Genomic DNA, 17,577 nt, shown 5'->3' with positions numbered 1-17,577 from the left:
CCCCGCCCTTGCACAACGCATTTGTATCGTCTTGTATATAGAAGACCCGAAGAAACATATAGATACAAACTGTCTGGCAGCGGACACTTCGGGGAAACATGGCGAGTCCAACATGGCTTCATGTGCAGCAACATGTACATCCCTCACTTTTACAAAGGAATCCAGATGAACGCCTCAATGACAACCTTGCGCAAGAATTTGATCATCGCCATGAGCGTACTCGGCATGGGTGCGGCATCGCTGACGGTCCACGCCCAGGAAGCGGCCGCCAGCGCGCCTGCGGCCAGCACCAAGATGCAACATGAAGGCCAGCGCGGCCAGCACCGCGGTGGCAACCCGGCCGAACGCATGGCCAAGTACCAGGCCCGCCTGCATGACAAGCTGAAGCTGACGGCTGCGCAGGAACCGGCCTGGGCCACCTTCACGGCCGCCAATGCGCCGAAAAAGCCGATGGGCGACTGGAAAGCCAGGCACGAAGCGATGGCCAAGCTGTCGGCGCCGGAGCGCATGGAACAATGGATCGCCATGTCGAAGGAACGCATCGCAGACCAGGAAAGCCGCCTGGCCTCGTTGAAAACCTTTTATGCCGCACTGACGCCGGAGCAAAAGAAAGTGTTTGATGACAGCGTGCCGGCCGGCCGGCACGGCGGCCATCGCGGTGGCCACCATGGCATGCAGCAGCATCCGAAAGCAGGGTAAATCGTAGGTCGGATTAGCGGCAACGCCGCGTCATCCGACAACATGGTTGACGTATGCGGTGGCGTCGGGTTACGCCCTGACGGGCTAACCCGACCTGCCCGTCCCCCCTCCTACTGCTCGAGCTTGCGCAACGAAGTCAGGAAGGTGGCAGCGTTCTGGAAGCCGATCACGCGCGACTGGTCGATTTCCTGCCCCTGCGGGTTGAACATGATGATGCCCGGCGGGCCGAACAGCTGAAAACGTTTCAGCATGGCCTTGTCGTCCGCGTCATTGGCCGTCACGTCCACCTGCAGCAGCACGGCTTGCCCCATCTTCGCGCGCACGGCGGGGTCGACGAACGTCAGTTTTTCCATCTCGATGCACGACACGCACCAGTCCGCATAAAAGTCCAGCAAGGCCGGCTTGCCACCCAGCTGCGCCAGCGCCGCATCGAGCTGCGCCACGGTCTTTACCCGCGTAAACGGTTGCGCGTGCACCTGGCCACCGCCGAGGTGTGCCAGCGGCGCCAGCGGATCGCGGCCACCGCTGGCCACGCCGACCAGCTGCATCGCGCCCAGCACGGCAAACACGAGGCCGAAGGCCTTGGCCACCCAGGCGTGTTGCGCGCCGCTCTTGCCCACCAGCAGATACATGCCGTAGCCGACGAACAAGACCGTCCAGCCCAGCATCTGCACGGCGCCCGGCAGCACGGGCGAGACCAGCCACCAGGCCACGCCCAGCTGCAGCACGCCAAAGAAGCGTTTGACGGCATCCATCCACGCGCCGGCGCGCGGCAGCAAGGTGCCGGCCGACACGCCCACCAGCAGCAGCGGCACGCTCATGCCCACGGCCATGGCAAACAGGGCGCTGCCGCCGATGACGACGTCGCGCGTCTGGCTAATGTACAGCAAGGCGCCTGCCAGCGGCGCGGCCACGCAGGGCCCCACGATCAGCGCGGAAATGGCGCCCATGACGAACACGCCCGCCAGGCGGCCCGACGATTGCTGGTTCGATACGCTCGTCAGCTTGCCTTGCAGGAAAGCCGGCACTTGCAGCTCATAAAAACCGAACATCGACAAGGCCAGGCCCGCCATCAGCAAGGCAAAGAAGCCCAGCACCCACGGGTTTTGCAGTTGCGCCGCCAGGCCTTCACCCGCCAGGCCAGCCGCCACGCCCAGCGCCGTGTAGACGATGGCCATGCCCAGCGCGTAGGTCAGCGACAGCAGCAAGCCGCGTGAGCGGCTGACCTTGGCGCCATCGCCGATGATGATCGACGACAAAATCGGCACCATCGGCAGCACGCACGGCGTAAACGCCAGCCCCAGGCCCAGCAGCATGAACAGGGGCACGATGACGAGCAGCTTGCCGCCCTTCAGGGCCGCCTCGATCTTGCCCATCTCGCTTTGCGCGGGCGCGGCGCTTGCCGCCACGGGCGCCGCCGCTACCGGCTCTGGCGTGCTGATAATATCGGCCTGGGGAATGCTCAGCACGGACACGCCGGGCGACGCCTGCGCCTGCGGACCGTTGACGGCCGCCGTGTCGACTGCGGGCGCGGCGGGCAACGCGAATTTCGACGGCAGGCCGGCGCCGGGCGCCACGCTCTGGCCGCCGCCCCCGCCCACCAGCTGGGCTGTCGCATCCTGCGGCGCATAGCACAGGCCCTTGTCGGAGCAGCCCTGGCCCGTCGCCTTCAGGGTGAACGCCCCGGCCGCCGCAACGGGAATGGTGATGGTCAGGGTCTTGCGGAAGGTTTCCACATTCTTCTGGAAGGTGTCGTCAAACTTGACCTTGCCAGCCGGATACACGGGCGTGCCCAGCTTGGCGCCCACGGCCTCGAACTTGAATCGCTCGTGGTACATATAGTAGCCGTCGGCGATCACGTAGGTGACGGCGATGGTGGACGGATCCTGCATGCGGGCGGAAAACTTGAACGCCAGTTCCGGATCGAGGAACTCATCGTCAGCGCGGGCATGACTGGCGCCGAAGACGGCCATGGCCAGCAGTAAACAGGCGGCAAGCCAGATCAGCAGTTGATGTAATGGAGCGGCGCGCGCGGAGGCGCTGGAGGGGAAACGGGACATGAACTACCTTTTCGACCATTCGACAGAGGACGCGCGGAGCAGGCAGCGCTTGTGCCGGGCCGGCGCGAAAGAAGAATAGTACACCGCTGAAAGGATAGCTGCAGCAGAAAACAAAAAAGCCAGGCTAGGCCTGGCTTTCTCAGATGCAATTACTGGGATTACTCGCCAGCAACTTCAACTGCTTCGGTCGTATCTGGACGATCCATCAGTTCAACGAACGCCATAGGAGCGTTATCGCCGACGCGGAAACCCATTTTCAGGATACGCACATAACCACCGTTACGGTTGGCGAAACGTGGGCCCAGTTCAGCGAACAGTTTGACGACCATTTCACGGTCGCGCAGGCGGTTGAAGGCCAGACGCTTGTTTGCCAGGGAGTCGGTTTTGCCCAGGGTCAGAATTGGCTCGACAACGCGGCGCAGTTCTTTTGCTTTTGGCAGGGTGGTTTTGATCGCTTCGTGACGCAGCAGCGATACTGTCATGTTGCGCAACATTGCCAGACGGTGGGACGAGGTACGATTCAGTTTACGGAGGCCGTGACCGTGACGCATGATAAATCCTTTCGGTGAGTGTTTAAATTCCAGCTCTTCGATCAATGAGGCAGAAGCTTCATCGCGGGCCGGTTTGGTACTACAAAATAAAAGCCTGGGACACCTGTCCCAGGCAGTTTGCTACAACTACGAATTACTTTTCCAGGCCGGCAGGCGGCCAGTTTTCCAGCTTCATGCCCAAGGTCAAGCCGCGCGATGCCAGCACTTCCTTGATTTCGTTCAGGGACTTGCGGCCCAGATTTGGCGTTTTCAGCAGTTCGTTTTCCGAACGTTGGATCAGGTCGCCGATGTAGTAGATGTTTTCCGCTTTCAGGCAGTTTGCCGAACGCACGGTCAACTCCAGGTCGTCGACTGGACGCAACAGGATAGGATCGACCAGCGGAGCGCGCGATGGCGCTTCGGCGGCAGCTTCCGTGCCTTCCAGGGCAGCGAACACATTCAACTGATCCACCAGGACGCGGGCCGACTGGCGGATCGCTTCTTCCGGCGAGATCACGCCGTTGGTTTCGATGTTGATGATCAGCTTGTCCAGGTCGGTACGCTGTTCAACGCGGGCCGATTCAACGAAGTACGATACGCGGCGCACTGGCGAGAACGATGCATCGAGAATGATGCGGCCGATGGTCTTGTTCGTGTCTTCCGACAGGCGACGCACGTTACCAGGAACGTAGCCGCGGCCTTTTTCAACCTTGATCTGCATGTCCAGCTTGCCACCAGCGGTCAGGTGGGCGATCACGTGGTCAGGGTTGATCAGTTCGACGTCATGCGGCAGGTCGATGTCGGAGGCCAGGATCGCGCCTTCGCCTTCTTTTTTCAGGGTCAGGGTTACCGAATCGCGGTTGTGGACTTTGAAAACCACACCCTTCAAGTTCAGCAACAGATCGACGACGTCTTCTTGCACGCCATCGAGGGAGGAATATTCGTGGACGACGCCAGCGATCGTCACTTCGGTCGGCGCGTAGCCTACCATCGACGACAGCAGAACGCGGCGCAACGCGTTACCCAATGTGTGGCCATAGCCGCGCTCGAACGGTTCCATCACGACCTTGGCGTGACCTGCACCGAGAGCTTCAACATCGATAATACGTGGCTTCAACAAACTGTTTTGCATGAAATGTCCTTTTCAATACCCTCGGCTCATTACACCGATAAGGCTGATGGCATTAGTGAAACGCCCACTTTACAAAAGCAAAGTGGGCGGAGATCTTGCTACTGACTACTATTAACGCGAGTACAGCTCGACGATCAGCGATTCGTTGACGTCGTTAGCGATTTCGTTACGCTCTGGCAGGGACTTGAAGGTACCTTCCATTTTCTTGGCATCAACCGAAACCCAGCTAGGCATACCAACTTGTTCAGCCAGCGACAGTGCTTCAACGATACGCACTTGCTTTTTCGATTTTTCACGAACAGCAACGATGTCGCCAACTTTGACTGCGTACGAAGCGATGTTCACAACGATACCGTTCACGGTGAACGCTTTGTGGCTGACCAATTGACGCGCTTCAGCGCGGGTCGAGCCAAAGCCCATGCGGTAGCAAACGTTGTCCAGACGCGTTTCCAGCAACTTCAACAGCGTTTCGCCGGTGTTGCCTTTACGACGGTCTGCTTCAGCGAAGTAGCGGCGGAATTGACGTTCCAGCACGCCGTACATGCGCTTGACTTTTTGCTTTTCGCGCAGTTGGTTACCGTAGTCCGAGGTGCGGGCGCCGGATTTGACACCGTGCTGGCCTGGCTTGACGTCCAGTTTGCACTTGCTGTCCAGCGAGCGACGGGCGCTCTTCAGGAACAGGTCTGTACCTTCACGGCGGGAAAGTTTTGCTTTAGGTCCGATATAACGTGCCACGATACTTCCTTTTTTTAAATGATAACGCCCCAGCCACATGCATGATCAAACACACTGATGCGGTTAGGCGCTAGTCTGATTTGGTTTCAATCAGACGGTGGCTGAAAACGAAAAACCCGTCAAACAGAATTTGACAGGCAAGAACAGCCGGGCAGTATAACCGTTTCCGGCTCCCTGCTCCAGCGTTTTCACACAACTGTACTGAGTTACAACAGACAGCAAAGCAGCTGGCGCCGAAGCGCCCTCTGCAACACTATCTTAGATACGACGACGTTTCGGTGGACGGCAACCGTTGTGCGGTACCGGCGTCACGTCCTGGATCTCGGTGATCTTGATGCCCAGGTTGTTCAGCGCGCGAACGGCGGATTCACGACCAGGACCTGGGCCCTTGATACGTACTTCCAGGTTCTTGACGCCACACTCTACAGCCACTTTACCAGCGGCTTCCGCGGCGACCTGCGCTGCGAACGGGGTCGATTTACGCGAACCCTTGAAGCCTGCACCGCCGGAGGTAGCCCACGACAAGGCATTGCCTTGACGATCGGTGATGGTAATGATGGTGTTATTGAACGATGCGTGGACATGTGCGATGCCTTCAGCGACGTTCTTTTTAACTTTTTTACGCACGCGTGCTGATGCGGCGTTATTTTGCGACTTAGCCATAATTATTCCCTAGCGGATTATTTTTTCAGCGATTGAGCGGCTTTACGCGGTCCCTTGCGGGTACGTGCGTTCGTACGCGTACGCTGGCCACGGCAAGGCAGACCCTTACGATGACGCATGCCGCGGTAGCAACCCAGATCCATCAAACGCTTGATGTTCATGGACAGTTCACGACGCAGATCGCCTTCAACGATGAATTTACCTACTTCATCGCGCAGCTTTTCCAGTTCGCTGTCATCCAGATCTTTGATCTTTTTGTTGGTTGCTACACCGGTCGATGCACAGATTTTCTCTGCGCGTGGACGGCCCACACCGTAGATGGCCGTCAGGCCGATAACGGTATGCTGATGATTTGGGATATTAACCCCTGCAATACGTGCCATTTGTTATTCCTCGATTAACCTTGACGCTGCTTGTGACGTGGTTCCACGCAGATTACGCGGACTACGCCTTTGCGCTTGATGATCTTGCAGTTGCGGCAGATCCGCTTGACTGATGCGAGAACTTTCATTTTGGGGCTCTTTCTTTCGCTTCTTTGGTTTGATTCAGTGTGTTACTTGGTACGGAACACAATGCGGGCTCGGCTCAGGTCGTACGGCGTTAACTCCACCGTCACCTTGTCTCCAGGGAGAATGCGAATATAGTTCATCCGCATTTTACCTGAAATATGCCCGAGCACCACGTGTCCGTTCTCCAGCTTCACTCGAAATGTTGCATTTGGGAGATTCTCAAGAATCTCGCCCTGCATCTGTATGACGTCGTCTTTTGCCATTCGGTATGTTTACCGCGCTTAACGCGTCGGAATTCCGCCCTTGAAATTTGCTTTGCGCAGCAGCGAATCATATTGCTGCGACATCACGTAGTTCTGTACTTGCGCCATGAAATCCATGGTGACAACTACAATAATCAATAAAGAAGTACCGCCGAAATAGAATGGTACTTTCCACTGGGCTTGCATAAATTCCGGCAATAAACACACCAGGGTGATGTAGACTGCGCCGGCAAGTGTCAAGCGTGTCAGGATCTTGTCGATGTAACGGGCTGTCTGCTCGCCTGGACGGATCCCGGGAATGAACGCACCGCTTTTCTTCAAGTTATCCGCTGTTTCCTTGCTGTTAAATACCAGCGCTGTATAGAAGAAACAGAAAAACACGATCGCCACTGCGTACAACAGCGCATGGATAGGCTCACCAGGCCCCATCGATGCTGCCAAATCTTTCAAGAACCGCACCGCAGGGTTAGCGTTGTCGGCGCCCTTTGAAAACCAGTCCACGATAGTGGCCGGGAACAAGATGATCGAAGAAGCAAAGATCGGCGGGATCACGCCGGCCATGTTCAGCTTCAACGGCAAATGGCTGGTTTGACCGCCATAAATCTTGTTGCCTACCTGGCGCTTCGCGTAATTGACCAATATTTTGCGCTGACCACGTTCGACGAATACAACGAAGTACGTTACCAGTGCTACCAGAATCACGATGAAAATCGCGCTGAAGCTGCCGATCGAACCATTCGACACCTGAGTGAACAAGCCACCCAACGCCGACGGCAGACCTGCTGCAATCCCGGCAAAAATGATGATCGAGATGCCATTCCCCAAGCCACGCTCGGTAATTTGCTCACCCAACCACATCAAAAACATTGTTCCGGTCAACAAAGTGACGACCGTCACGAAGCGGAATGCAAGACCAGGTTCCAACACCAGACCAGCTTGCGACTCCAGTGCGACTGCAATGCCTAACGCTTGGAACAGTGCCAGGGCAACCGTGAAATACCGGGTGTACTGGGTGATCTTGCGACGACCTGCTTCGCCTTCTTTTTTCAACGCTTCCATCTGCGGTGACACGATCGACAGCAATTGCATGATGATCGAGGCCGAGATATAAGGCATGATACCCAGCGCAAACACTGTAAAACGAGACAAGGCACCGCCCGAGAACATGTTGAACATGCCCAGGACGCCGCCTTCGTGCTCCTTGAACAGCGAGGCTAATTGTGTCGGGTCAATCCCGGGAACCGGGACGTGAGCACCGATACGATAAACCACCAATGCGCCAAGCAAAAACCAGAGCCGTCCCCAAGGGAAACCGGCCGCTGCACTTTTAGCAAGTTGTGGATTAGTCGCCAATTTTCGCTCCGATCAAGCTGTTAGCGGTCAACTCAGGCTACCGAGCCGCCGGCTGCTTCGATGGCGGCTTTCGCGCCAGCGGACACTTTCAAGCCCTTCAAATTCACCGCTTTGGTGATTTCGCCGGACAAGATCACGCGCACGTCACGGGCCAACACGCCCAGAACGCCAGCTTGCTTCAAGACCAGAATGTCGACATCGCCAACAGCCAGGTTGTTCAGATCGGACAGGCGCACTTCAGCTTTGAAGGTTGCGTGCATCGATTTGAAACCGCGCTTAGGCAGACGGCGTTGCAGAGGCATCTGACCGCCTTCGAAACCGACTTTATGAAAGCCGCCCGAACGCGATTTCTGACCTTTGTGACCACGACCCGAGGTTTTACCCAGGCCGGAGCCGATACCGCGACCGACGCGACGCTTGTAGTGCTTAGCGCCTTCGGCTGGTGCAATAGTATTCAATTCCATGATTTGCTCCGTTCGTGTAAGCCCGAAGGCTTACCCGACAACTTTAACGAGATACGATACTTTATTGATCATGCCGCGTACGGATGGGGTGTCTTGCAATTCGGAAACCGAATTTACACGACGCAGACCCAGACCGCGCACGGTAGCGCGATGCGATTCGCGCGTACCGATCAAGCCCTTGACCAATTGCACTTTGACTGTGTTTGTCATTTTGTCCACCTTAAGCCAGAATGTCTTCGACCGACTTGCCGCGTTTGGCAGCGATATCGGAAGCAGTGCTCATTTTCGACAGGCCGTCCAGCGTAGCGCGTACCAGGTTATATGGGTTGTTCGAACCGGTGGATTTCGCCACCACGTCCGTCACGCCCATCACTTCGAAGATAGCGCGCATTGCGCCACCAGCGATAACGCCAGTACCAGGCTTAGCTGGGTTCATCAGGACCTTGGAGGCGCCGTGACGACCAACAACCGTGTGATGCAAGGTGCCGTTTTTGAGCGGTACTTTGATCAGGTTGCGACGGGCTTCTTCCATTGCCTTCTGCACGCCAACTGGCACTTCTTTCGATTTGCCCTTGCCCATGCCGACGCGGCCATCGCCATCACCAACTACGGTCAGCGCGGCGAAACCCATGATACGACCACCCTTGACCACTTTGGTCACGCGGTTGATCGCGATCATTTTTTCGCGCATGCCATCATCCGGCTTGTCGCTTTGCATTTTTGCTTGCATTTTTGCCATGATTGATCCTTAGAACTTCAGACCGGCTTCGCGTGCGGCTTCTGCCAACGCTTTCACACGGCCGTGGTAACGGAAACCGGAGCGGTCAAACGCAACTTCGGTAATCCCTGCTTTCAACGCTTTTTCAGCGACGCGCTTGCCGATCAAGGCTGCAGCAGCGGCATTGCCGCCTTTGCCGGATTGGCCTGCCAGTTCAGCGCGAACTTCCGCTTCAGCCGTCGAGGCCGAAACCAGAACTTTAGCGTCCGGGCTGATCAGGTTGGCGTAAATGTGCAGGTTGGTGCGGTGCACCGACAAGCGATTTACTTTCAATTCCGCAATCTTGATGCGGGTTTGGCGTCCGCGGCGAAGCCGTGATTCTTTCTTATCCATCGTCAGCCCCTAATTACTTCTTCTTGGTTTCTTTAAGCTTAACCACTTCGTCCGCATAGCGAACGCCCTTGCCCTTGTAAGGCTCAGGGGAGCGGTAAGCACGAACTTCAGCGGCTACCTGGCCAACCTGTTGACGGTCGATACCTTTAATCAGGATCTCGGTCGGGGTTGGTGTTGCGCAGGTAACGCCGGCTGGCATGTCATGCACTACAGGGTGCGAGAAACCCAGGGACAGATTCAACTTGTCGCCTTGAGCTTGCGCCTTGTAACCCACGCCTACCAGGTTCAGCTTTTTCTCGAAACCCTTGGTGACGCCAACAACCATGTTGTTGACCAGTGCGCGCAGCGTGCCGGACATGGCATTGGCTTCGCGGCTGTCGTTCGCCACGTCGAAACTCAGGGTTCCTGCATTGTTTTCCACTTTAACCTGGCCGGTGAGGGCCTGGGAAAGTACGCCCAGCGGGCCTTTTACGGTGATCGCTTGTGCGGAGATGGCGACTTCGGCGCCAGCTGGCACTACGATAGGCATTTTAGCTACTCGAGACATGTGTAACTCCTTAAGCCACGTAGCAAATAACTTCGCCGCCGACACCGGTAGCGCGTGCTTTGCGGTCAGTCATGACGCCTTGCGGAGTCGACACGATCGCCACACCCAAGCCATTCATCACAACAGGGATCTCGTCTTTACCCTTGTAGACGCGCAGACCCGGACGGGACACGCGCTCCAAGCGCTCAATGACGGGACGGCCAACATAATACTTCAAACCGATTTTCAGTTCCGCTTTGCCACCAGCTTCGGCAACAGCGAAATCTTCAATGTAACCCTCGTCCTTCAGGACGCTGGCAATCGCAATTTTGACTTTCGACGATGGCATGGCCACGGTCGTCTTTTGCACGCCTTGTGCATTGCGAATGCGGGTCAGCATATCGGCGATAGGATCGCTCATACTCATTGCATATTCTCCTATTACCAGCTTGCTTTTGTCATACCCGGAATTTCACCACGCATGGCGAATTCACGGAGCTTGATACGACCCAGACCGAATTTACGGAATGTGCCGCGCGGACGACCAGTGATGGCGCAACGGTTACGTTGACGCGTCGGGTTCGAGTTACGTGGCAGCGCCTGCAATTTCAGGCGAGCTTCGTAGCGCTCTTCTTCCGATTTCGATTGGTCATCGACGATGGCCTTGAGAGCTTCGCGCTTAGGGGCGAATTTCGCCACCAGGTCAGCACGCTTGATCTCACGATTAATCAGTGACAGTTTGGCCATGATCAGTTCCTGAAAGGGAATTTAAAGGCGGCGAGCAAAGCTTTGGCTTCGTCATCGGTCTTAGCGGTTGTCGTGATGCTGATATTCATACCGCGCAACGCGTCAATCTTGTCGTATTCGATTTCAGGGAAAATGATCTGTTCCTTGACACCGATGTTGTAGTTGCCACGACCATCAAATGCACGGCCGTTCACACCACGGAAATCGCGTACGCGCGGCAGAGCCACGGTAATGAAGCGATCCAGGAACTCGTACATGCGAGCGCCGCGCAGGGTGACCATCGTACCGATCGGGTAACCTTCACGGATTTTGAAGCCTGCGATCGCTTTGCGGGACTTGGTGGTCACTGGCTTCTGGCCGGCGATCTTGGTCAAGTCAGCAACTGCGTGCTCGAGAACTTTTTTATCCGCGATAGCCTCACCAACACCCATGTTCAGGGTGATCTTGGTCAGGCGTGGGACTTCCATTACCGACTTGTAACCAAACTTGCTGGTCAGGTCGGCAACGACTTTTTCTTTATAGAATTCTTGGAGACGTGCCATGATTTCTTAAGCCTTCACTACTTCGCCGGAGGATTTAAAGATGCGAACTTTCTTGCCGTCCACTTCTTTGAAACCCACGCGATCTGCCTTGCCAGTCGCTGCATTAAACAATGCAACGTTGGACACGTGAATTGGCATGGTCTTATCGACGATACCACCAGTTACGCCAGTCATCGGGTTTGGCTTAGTCGCTTTTTTAGCGATGTTAATGCCGTCAACCACGATATGTTCAGCATCGATACGCTGCTGTACCACACCACGTTTGCCCTTGTCTTTCCCGGTCAGAACGATGACTTCGTCGTTTTTACGAATCTTATCCATTACGACTCCTTACAGGACTTCCGGTGCCAGGGACACGATTTTCATGAACTTCTCAGTGCGCAGTTCGCGCGTGACAGGTCCAAAAATACGGGTACCGATCGGTTCCAGCTTGGCGTTCAACAGAACGGCGGCGTTGCCGTCGAACTTCACCAGGGAACCGTCTTGGCGGCGAACACCTTTAGCGGTGCGCACAACCACGGCGTTATAAATTTCACCTTTTTTGACACGGCCACGTGGCGCAGCAACCTTAACGGTTACCTTGATCACATCGCCAATGCCAGCATAACGGCGCTTGGAGCCGCCCAATACCTTGATGCACATTACTTCTTTGGCACCGGTATTGTCAGCCACTTCGAGCCGGCTTTCAGTTTGAATCATAGTATTCTCTTTCCCAACTTAAGCCGAAGAATCCACACAATGTAGACCCACGGTCAGTCTTGGTCCCGCCAGAGCCGCCCTGCTGGGCTTCACTGTTTGGGTGCATGACCTTCATACATCAACTGACCGCGAATGCTACTGTCTGTGGCCAGACACTTTGCGGCGTTACATGAACGAAGCCCGCAAGTATTACATACAATTTGCGGGCCTGCAAGTACTAATTAAAAGCCACCGCCGAAACGGTGGTTTTTATTTAAACGGTTGGTGCGGCTTGAACCACACGTGTCACCGTCCATGCCTTCGTTTTGGAGATCGGGCGACCTTCCTGGATCTCGACCGTGTCACCGGCCTTGACTTGGTTGGTCTCGTCATGCGCGTGATACTTGTTCGAGCGCATGATGATCTTGCCATACAAAGGATGTTTTACGTGGCGCTCGATCAGAACGGTAACGGTCTTGTCCATCTTGTCCGAAACCACTTTACCGATCAGCGTGCGCTTGAGCGACTGTTTCACTGGTTCGTTCATTTGGCTTCCTTCAGATTCATTACCGTCTTCACACGCGCGATATCGCGGCGTACCTTCTTGAGCTGCGAAGTGTTGCTCAGCTGCTGCGTAGCGATTTGCATGCGCAGGCCGAACTGTGCCTTCAACAGGTCATTCAGCTCTTTTTGCAGAGCTGGCTGGTCCTTGCCGCGGAGTTCAGATGCTTTCATATACAACTCCAATTATTGGCCGACTTGGCGGATGACAAACGTCGTCGCCAGTGGCAGTTTAGCGGCGGCAAGACGGAATGCTTCCCGTGCCAGCGCTTCATCAACGCCATCCATTTCGTACAGTACTTTGCCTGGCTGAATTTCAGCGACGTAGTACTCAGGATTACCTTTACCGTTACCCATACGGACTTCAGCCGGTTTGTTCGAAATCGGTTTGTCCGGGAAAATACGGATCCAGATACGGCCACCGCGCTTGATGTGACGCGTCATTGCACGACGCGCCGCTTCAATTTGACGCGCAGTGATACGACCGCGCGCAACTGCCTTCAGACCGAATTCGCCAAACGACACGGCGGTGCCGCGGCTGTGCGAAATACCGGTGTTACGGCCTTTCTGCTCTTTACGATACTTTCTGCGTGCTGGTTGCAGCATGATTATTCTCCTGCTTTCTCAGCTGGTGCTGCTGCGGCGGCCGGTTTAGCGGCGGTACGCACACGTGCACCTGGTGCTGTGGATGGTTTCGCACCGGCACCGGCTGGACGTGGACGGCCAGCTGGCTTGCCATCGTCACGGCGTGGGCCGCGGCTTTTCTTCTCGTCAGCTGGGGTATCGATGACTGGCGCATCGCCGTTAGGCGCGCGGTCACCTTTGTATACCCACACCTTGACACCGATGATGCCGTAGGTGGTCGACGCTTCGCTGGTACCGTAGTCGATATCGGCGCGCAGGGTATGCAGAGGCACGCGGCCTTCGCGGTACCACTCTTTACGCGCGATTTCGATACCGTTCAGACGGCCGGACGACATGATCTTGATACCGAGAGCACCCAGGCGCATTGCATTTTGCATGGCACGCTTCATGGCGCGGCGGAACATGATCCGTTTTTCCAGCTGCTGAGCGATCGAATCGGCGATCAGTTGCGAGTCGATTTCTGGCTTGCGAATTTCTTCGATGTTCACGTGAACAGGCACGCCCATGATCTTGGTCAGCGCGGACTTCAGTACTTCGATGTCTTCGCCTTTTTTACCAATGACCACGCCTGGACGCGAGCTGTAGATCGTGAAGCGCGCGTTCTTGGCTGGGCGCTCGATAACGATGCGGCCAACGGAAGCGTTCTTCAGTTTCTTTTTCAGGTAAGCACGTGCTTTCAAGTCTTCGTTCAGCATGGCAGCGAAATTACCGTTGCCTGCATACCAGCGCGAAGCCCAGTTACGGGTGACCGCCAGACGGAAACCGGTTGGATGAATTTTCTGACCCATCGTGGCTCCTTAGTTACCGACAGTCACGTAAACGTGACAGGATTGTTTCGAAATACGGTCGCCACGGCCTTTTGCACGCGCGGTGAAGCGCTTCAGGACCGGGCCCTTTTCGACGTAGATCGTTTTCACGAACAATTCGTCGATGTCCGCGCCATCATTGTGCTCGGCATTCGCAATAGCGGATTCCAGAACGCGTTTGATGATCGCAGCACCTTTTTTCGGGCTGAATTGCAAGATGTTGAGTGCAGCGTCAACTTTCTTGCCACGGATCAGGTCAGCAACCAGGCGGCCCTTTTGGTCCGACAGGCGCACACCTTTGAGGATAGCTTTAGTTTCCATTATTTCTTAGCCTTTTTGTCAGCTGCATGGCCCTTGAACGTACGGGTCAGTGCGAATTCGCCGAGCTTGTGACCAACCATGTTTTCGGAAACATAAACCGGCACGTGCAGCTTGCCGTTATGCACCGCGATCGTCAGGCCGATGAAGTCAGGCATGATTGTCGAACGACGCGACCAGGTTTTGATTGGCTTTTTGTCTTTGGCTGCTTGTGCGGCTTCAACTTTTTTCACCAGGTGGGCGTCACAGAACGGCCCTTTTTTCAATGAACGTGTCATGTGCTACCCCTTATTTCTTGCCGCGGCGCGAGACGATCATGGAAGTAGTACGCTTGTTGCTGCGTGTCTTCTTACCCTTGGTCTGTTGGCCCCATGGCGAAACTGGATGACGACCAGCTGCTGTTTTACCTTCACCACCACCGTGCGGGTGATCGACCGGGTTCATGACCACACCGCGAACGGTAGGACGAACACCGCGCCAGCGCATCGCACCAGCTTTACCGATTTTACGCAGGCTATGCTCGGCATTGCCGACTTCACCAACCGTTGCACGGCACTCGATGTGCACGCGACGTACTTCACCCGAGCGCAGACGCACTTGAGCGTAGGTACCTTCACGTGCCATCAGCACAACGCCAGCGCCGGCGGTACGTGCCATTTGGGCACCTTTACCTGGCAGCATTTCGACGCAATGCATCACGGTACCGACTGGGATGTTACGGATTGGCAAGCAGTTACCCGATTTGATCGGTGCTTCCGAACCGTTCATCACGCTGTCGCCAACGGCCATGCCTTTGGTTGCGATGATGTAGTGACGTTCGCCGTCGGCGTAGCACAACAGAGCGATATTCGCGGTGCGGTTTGGATCGTATTCGATACGTTCCACTTTCGCTGGAATACCATCTTTGGTGCGCTTGAAGTCGATCAAGCGGTAGTGTTGCTTATGACCACCACCGATATGACGGGTGGTGATGTGACCGTTGTTGTTACGACCAGCGGTCTTGGATTTCTTTTCAACCAGGGCAGCGAACGGACGACCTTTGTACAGGTCGGCATTCACCACCTTCACCATGCCGCGACGGCCTGGCGAGGTTGGTTTCATCTTAACGAGTGCCATTATGCAGCCTCCTCGGAGAAGTTGATTTCCTGGCCAGGCTTCAGGCACACGAAAGCACGCTTGGTATGGTTACGACGACCGTTGAACTTGCCGGTGCGCTTTTGCTTACCTTCGCGGTTTGCAGTTTGCACGGACAGAACTTCAACCTTGAACAGCAGTTCGACCGCTGCCTTGATTTCAGGCTTGGTTGCATCCGGCAGTACGCGGAATACAATTTGCTCGTTCTTTTCCGCGACCATGGTGGCCTTTTCGGAAATCACGGGCGCCAACAGCACCTTCATCAAGCGTTCTTCGCTATGTTTCAAAATCGCGCTCATGCCAGCATCTCCTCAATCTTGGCCAATGCAGCTTTGGTGACCAGGATCTTCTTGTAGAACACCAGGGACATCGGGTCTGCGTGACGTGGCTCAACGACGAGTACGTTAGGCAGGTTGCGCGATGCCAGTTCCAGGTTTTCGTTCAGAACGTCGGTGATGATCAGAACCGAATCAAAGCCCAGGCCGTTCAATTTTTGCGACAGCAGCTTGGTTTTTGGCGCGTCGATCGTCAGATCGTCGATGACGATCAGGCGCTCTTCGCGAGCCAGCTGCGACAGGATCGAGCAGATACCTGCGCGATACATCTTTTTGTTCACTTTGTGGGTGAAGTTTTCGTCAGGCGAGTTCGGGAAAATCCGACCACCGCCGCGCCACAGTGGCGACGACGACATACCAGCACGAGCGCGGCCGGTACCTTTTTGGCGCCATGGCTTTTTCGTCGTGTGGTGAACTTCTTCACGGTCTTTTTGCTTGCGGTTACCACTACGTGCATTCGCTTGATAAGCGATGACGACTTGGTGGATCAGCGCTTCATTGTAGTCACGGCCGAAAATCGTATCGGCTGCAGCAACGTTCGAGGCGGCTTGACCTTGCGCATTCAGAAGCTTGAGTTCCATCGTTTAAGCTCCCTTCTTGGCTTTGGTTTTGATGGCTGGCGAGACAACTACCTGGCCATTTTTCGCACCTGGAATCGCGCCTTTAACCAGCAGCAGCTGACGGTCGGCATCGATACGGGCGATCACGAGGTTCTGGATCGTACGGTTAACGTCACCCAGATGACCGGTCATGCGCTTACCAGGGAAAACGCGACCTGGATCTTGTGCCATACCGATGGAACCTGGAACGTTGTGCGAACGCGAGTTACCGTGCGTTGCACGGCCAGAAGCGAAGTGGTAACGTTTGATAACGCCTGCATAGCCTTTACCGATGGTAACGCCTTGCACGTCGATCTTTTGACCGACTTCGAACAGGGAAGCAGCGACAACATCGCCAGCTTTCAGTTCAGCGGCTTTGGCAGCGTCGACACGGAACTCTTTCAACAGAGTACCGGCTTCAACGCCAGCTTTAGCGTGATGACCAGCAACAGCTTTGGTCACGCGGGAAGCGCGACGTTGACCGAATGCGACCTGAACAGCGGAGTAGCCATCTGTTTCAGGGGTTTTGATTTGCGCAACACGGTTGTTCGATACGTCCAACACGGTGACCGGGATCGAATCCCCTTCATCCGTGAAAATGCGCATCATACCAACCTTGCGACCGAGAAGGCCTAGGCTCATTTTTTCTCCATTCCCACCTGCGATTGGGCGGGGCTTGTTTAACTACAAAGTAACGTAGGACTCAAAAAAGACGAATCCATACCGAAGCCGGCTAGTATATAGCACAAAAACCCTTGACGCAACAAGTTAACACGAGGTATGTCAAAGTGTTGCGCGACGCCCCTGCGGGAGTTGCCGGCGCGCCTGAAAAACGCTGCCGCAAGGCAAGCTCACGGGCGCAAAGCACGGCGGCATGCGGCCTCGCGGGCGATGCCAGAAACACGCAGGGCGCGCCATGGCATGCGCGCCCTGCTCCACTCATCCTGGGCGTGGCACCCGGAAAAGCTTATTGCTGGCAGTTGATCAGGCAATGTTCGTACAGGTCCTCGCAGATCGGGCTGCCGCCGAGGTGCGCCCGGCAATTCGCCACTTTTTGCCCGCACTCGCTATAGCACTGCGTGACGTCGCCAGCGGCAAACGCGTACGAGGCGCTCAGGCCCAACGCAAACAGAAAAACCATCGTCTTCTTGATCATATTGCATCTCC

Annotated in this window: 31 protein-coding genes; 1 reads left to right on the top strand and 30 read right to left on the bottom strand. The window is 55.8% G+C overall.

Going from position 1 to position 17,577, the window contains the following annotated elements; translation table 11 throughout:
* Nucleotides 1-165 precede the first annotated feature (165 nt).
* Complete coding sequence (locus tag AC3RCG_RS03365; protein WP_492405545.1) at nt 166-699, top strand: Spy/CpxP family protein refolding chaperone; 534 nt, start codon at nt 166-168, stop codon at nt 697-699.
* Between the two features lie 110 nt (nt 700-809).
* Here the strand turns inward: AC3RCG_RS03365 and dsbD are convergent, their stop codons facing one another.
* The 30 genes from dsbD to AC3RCG_RS03215 all read right to left on the bottom strand — a co-directional run bounded on the left by dsbD (nt 810) and on the right by AC3RCG_RS03215 (nt 17,566).
* Nucleotides 810-2,759: a protein-disulfide reductase DsbD gene (gene dsbD / locus AC3RCG_RS03360; RefSeq protein WP_492405547.1), complete on the bottom strand. Its 1,950-nt coding sequence runs from the start codon at nt 2,757-2,759 to the stop codon at nt 810-812.
* Between the two features lie 158 nt (nt 2,760-2,917).
* The gene (gene rplQ, locus AC3RCG_RS03355) at nt 2,918-3,310 is read right to left on the bottom strand and encodes a 50S ribosomal protein L17 (RefSeq protein WP_034753219.1); all 393 of its coding nucleotides are present in this window, start codon (nt 3,308-3,310) and stop codon (nt 2,918-2,920) included.
* 133 nt (nt 3,311-3,443) lie between these two features.
* The gene (locus AC3RCG_RS03350; RefSeq protein ID WP_008444343.1) at nt 3,444-4,421 is read right to left on the bottom strand and encodes a DNA-directed RNA polymerase subunit alpha; all 978 of its coding nucleotides are present in this window, start codon (nt 4,419-4,421) and stop codon (nt 3,444-3,446) included.
* A gap of 111 nt (nt 4,422-4,532) precedes the next feature.
* Entirely contained in the window at nt 4,533-5,156 is a 624-nt protein-coding gene (gene rpsD / locus AC3RCG_RS03345; RefSeq protein ID WP_010394478.1) for a 30S ribosomal protein S4, read from the bottom strand.
* 258 nt (nt 5,157-5,414) lie between these two features.
* Nucleotides 5,415-5,819, bottom strand: a complete 405-nt coding sequence (gene rpsK / locus AC3RCG_RS03340) for a 30S ribosomal protein S11 (protein WP_010394475.1) — start codon at nt 5,817-5,819, stop codon at nt 5,415-5,417.
* A gap of 17 nt (nt 5,820-5,836) precedes the next feature.
* Complete coding sequence (gene rpsM, locus AC3RCG_RS03335; protein WP_046681666.1) at nt 5,837-6,202, bottom strand: 30S ribosomal protein S13; 366 nt, start codon at nt 6,200-6,202, stop codon at nt 5,837-5,839.
* A gap of 14 nt (nt 6,203-6,216) precedes the next feature.
* Nucleotides 6,217-6,330: a 50S ribosomal protein L36 gene (rpmJ, locus tag AC3RCG_RS03330; RefSeq protein WP_010394471.1), complete on the bottom strand. Its 114-nt coding sequence runs from the start codon at nt 6,328-6,330 to the stop codon at nt 6,217-6,219.
* 42 nt (nt 6,331-6,372) lie between these two features.
* The gene (gene infA, locus AC3RCG_RS03325) at nt 6,373-6,591 is read right to left on the bottom strand and encodes a translation initiation factor IF-1 (protein ID WP_005663428.1); all 219 of its coding nucleotides are present in this window, start codon (nt 6,589-6,591) and stop codon (nt 6,373-6,375) included.
* A gap of 18 nt (nt 6,592-6,609) precedes the next feature.
* Entirely contained in the window at nt 6,610-7,944 is a 1,335-nt protein-coding gene (gene secY, locus AC3RCG_RS03320; RefSeq protein ID WP_010394438.1) for a preprotein translocase subunit SecY, read from the bottom strand.
* A gap of 32 nt (nt 7,945-7,976) precedes the next feature.
* Complete coding sequence (gene rplO, locus AC3RCG_RS03315; RefSeq protein ID WP_034753211.1) at nt 7,977-8,408, bottom strand: 50S ribosomal protein L15; 432 nt, start codon at nt 8,406-8,408, stop codon at nt 7,977-7,979.
* A gap of 30 nt (nt 8,409-8,438) precedes the next feature.
* Nucleotides 8,439-8,618, bottom strand: coding sequence for a 50S ribosomal protein L30 (gene rpmD, locus AC3RCG_RS03310; protein WP_010394435.1), 180 nt, complete (start codon nt 8,616-8,618; stop codon nt 8,439-8,441).
* A gap of 10 nt (nt 8,619-8,628) precedes the next feature.
* Nucleotides 8,629-9,147: a 30S ribosomal protein S5 gene (rpsE, locus tag AC3RCG_RS03305; protein WP_010394433.1), complete on the bottom strand. Its 519-nt coding sequence runs from the start codon at nt 9,145-9,147 to the stop codon at nt 8,629-8,631.
* 9 nt (nt 9,148-9,156) lie between these two features.
* Nucleotides 9,157-9,519 carry a 50S ribosomal protein L18 gene (gene rplR / locus AC3RCG_RS03300; RefSeq protein ID WP_010394431.1) on the bottom strand — a complete coding sequence of 121 codons (363 nt, stop codon included), beginning with the start codon at nt 9,517-9,519 and terminating at the stop codon, nt 9,157-9,159.
* A gap of 13 nt (nt 9,520-9,532) precedes the next feature.
* Complete coding sequence (gene rplF / locus AC3RCG_RS03295; RefSeq protein WP_065310145.1) at nt 9,533-10,066, bottom strand: 50S ribosomal protein L6; 534 nt, start codon at nt 10,064-10,066, stop codon at nt 9,533-9,535.
* 10 nt (nt 10,067-10,076) lie between these two features.
* Nucleotides 10,077-10,472 (bottom strand): 30S ribosomal protein S8, encoded by a 396-nt coding sequence (gene rpsH, locus AC3RCG_RS03290; protein WP_034753208.1) that lies wholly within the window; start codon nt 10,470-10,472, stop codon nt 10,077-10,079.
* A 14-nt stretch (nt 10,473-10,486) separates the two neighbouring features.
* Nucleotides 10,487-10,792: a 30S ribosomal protein S14 gene (gene rpsN, locus AC3RCG_RS03285; protein ID WP_010394423.1), complete on the bottom strand. Its 306-nt coding sequence runs from the start codon at nt 10,790-10,792 to the stop codon at nt 10,487-10,489.
* 2 nt (nt 10,793-10,794) lie between these two features.
* Complete coding sequence (rplE, locus tag AC3RCG_RS03280) at nt 10,795-11,334, bottom strand: 50S ribosomal protein L5 (protein ID WP_010394421.1); 540 nt, start codon at nt 11,332-11,334, stop codon at nt 10,795-10,797.
* A gap of 6 nt (nt 11,335-11,340) precedes the next feature.
* On the bottom strand, nt 11,341-11,655 hold the full coding sequence (rplX, locus tag AC3RCG_RS03275) for a 50S ribosomal protein L24 (protein WP_034753204.1): 315 nt from the start codon (nt 11,653-11,655) through the stop codon (nt 11,341-11,343).
* A gap of 9 nt (nt 11,656-11,664) precedes the next feature.
* On the bottom strand, nt 11,665-12,033 hold the full coding sequence (gene rplN / locus AC3RCG_RS03270) for a 50S ribosomal protein L14 (protein ID WP_008444317.1): 369 nt from the start codon (nt 12,031-12,033) through the stop codon (nt 11,665-11,667).
* 253 nt (nt 12,034-12,286) lie between these two features.
* Nucleotides 12,287-12,559, bottom strand: a complete 273-nt coding sequence (gene rpsQ, locus AC3RCG_RS03265; RefSeq protein WP_010394415.1) for a 30S ribosomal protein S17 — start codon at nt 12,557-12,559, stop codon at nt 12,287-12,289.
* On the bottom strand, nt 12,556-12,747 hold the full coding sequence (rpmC, locus tag AC3RCG_RS03260) for a 50S ribosomal protein L29 (protein WP_010394412.1): 192 nt from the start codon (nt 12,745-12,747) through the stop codon (nt 12,556-12,558). The genes rpsQ and rpmC overlap by 4 nt, the downstream gene beginning before the upstream one ends.
* A 12-nt stretch (nt 12,748-12,759) precedes the next feature.
* A complete protein-coding gene (gene rplP, locus AC3RCG_RS03255) occupies nt 12,760-13,179 on the bottom strand; it encodes a 50S ribosomal protein L16 (RefSeq protein WP_034753201.1) in 420 nt (139 codons plus the stop codon).
* 2 nt (nt 13,180-13,181) lie between these two features.
* Nucleotides 13,182-14,006, bottom strand: coding sequence for a 30S ribosomal protein S3 (rpsC, locus tag AC3RCG_RS03250; RefSeq protein ID WP_034753199.1), 825 nt, complete (start codon nt 14,004-14,006; stop codon nt 13,182-13,184).
* 9 nt (nt 14,007-14,015) lie between these two features.
* Nucleotides 14,016-14,348, bottom strand: coding sequence for a 50S ribosomal protein L22 (rplV, locus tag AC3RCG_RS03245; protein WP_170840583.1), 333 nt, complete (start codon nt 14,346-14,348; stop codon nt 14,016-14,018).
* On the bottom strand, nt 14,345-14,620 hold the full coding sequence (gene rpsS / locus AC3RCG_RS03240) for a 30S ribosomal protein S19 (protein ID WP_008444295.1): 276 nt from the start codon (nt 14,618-14,620) through the stop codon (nt 14,345-14,347). The genes rplV and rpsS overlap by 4 nt, the downstream gene beginning before the upstream one ends.
* A gap of 10 nt (nt 14,621-14,630) precedes the next feature.
* Entirely contained in the window at nt 14,631-15,458 is an 828-nt protein-coding gene (gene rplB, locus AC3RCG_RS03235) for a 50S ribosomal protein L2 (RefSeq protein ID WP_034753198.1), read from the bottom strand.
* Nucleotides 15,458-15,775 carry a 50S ribosomal protein L23 gene (rplW, locus tag AC3RCG_RS03230; protein WP_010394398.1) on the bottom strand — a complete coding sequence of 106 codons (318 nt, stop codon included), beginning with the start codon at nt 15,773-15,775 and terminating at the stop codon, nt 15,458-15,460. Before rplW ends, rplB begins: the two co-directional genes overlap by 1 nt.
* Nucleotides 15,772-16,392, bottom strand: coding sequence for a 50S ribosomal protein L4 (gene rplD / locus AC3RCG_RS03225; protein WP_034753197.1), 621 nt, complete (start codon nt 16,390-16,392; stop codon nt 15,772-15,774). The genes rplW and rplD overlap by 4 nt, the downstream gene beginning before the upstream one ends.
* Before the next feature lie 3 nt (nt 16,393-16,395).
* Nucleotides 16,396-17,052, bottom strand: coding sequence for a 50S ribosomal protein L3 (rplC, locus tag AC3RCG_RS03220; RefSeq protein ID WP_010394393.1), 657 nt, complete (start codon nt 17,050-17,052; stop codon nt 16,396-16,398).
* Nucleotides 17,053-17,377: 325 nt separating this feature from the next.
* Nucleotides 17,378-17,566: a hypothetical protein gene (locus AC3RCG_RS03215; protein ID WP_070221705.1), complete on the bottom strand. Its 189-nt coding sequence runs from the start codon at nt 17,564-17,566 to the stop codon at nt 17,378-17,380.
* Nucleotides 17,567-17,577: the final 11 nt, after the last annotated feature.

It is taken from the genome of Janthinobacterium sp. GW823-FHT01H08 (genome assembly GCF_058797855.1).
Note: the sequence above shows the minus strand (reverse complement) of the source record. Positions and strands in the feature narration are given on the sequence as shown.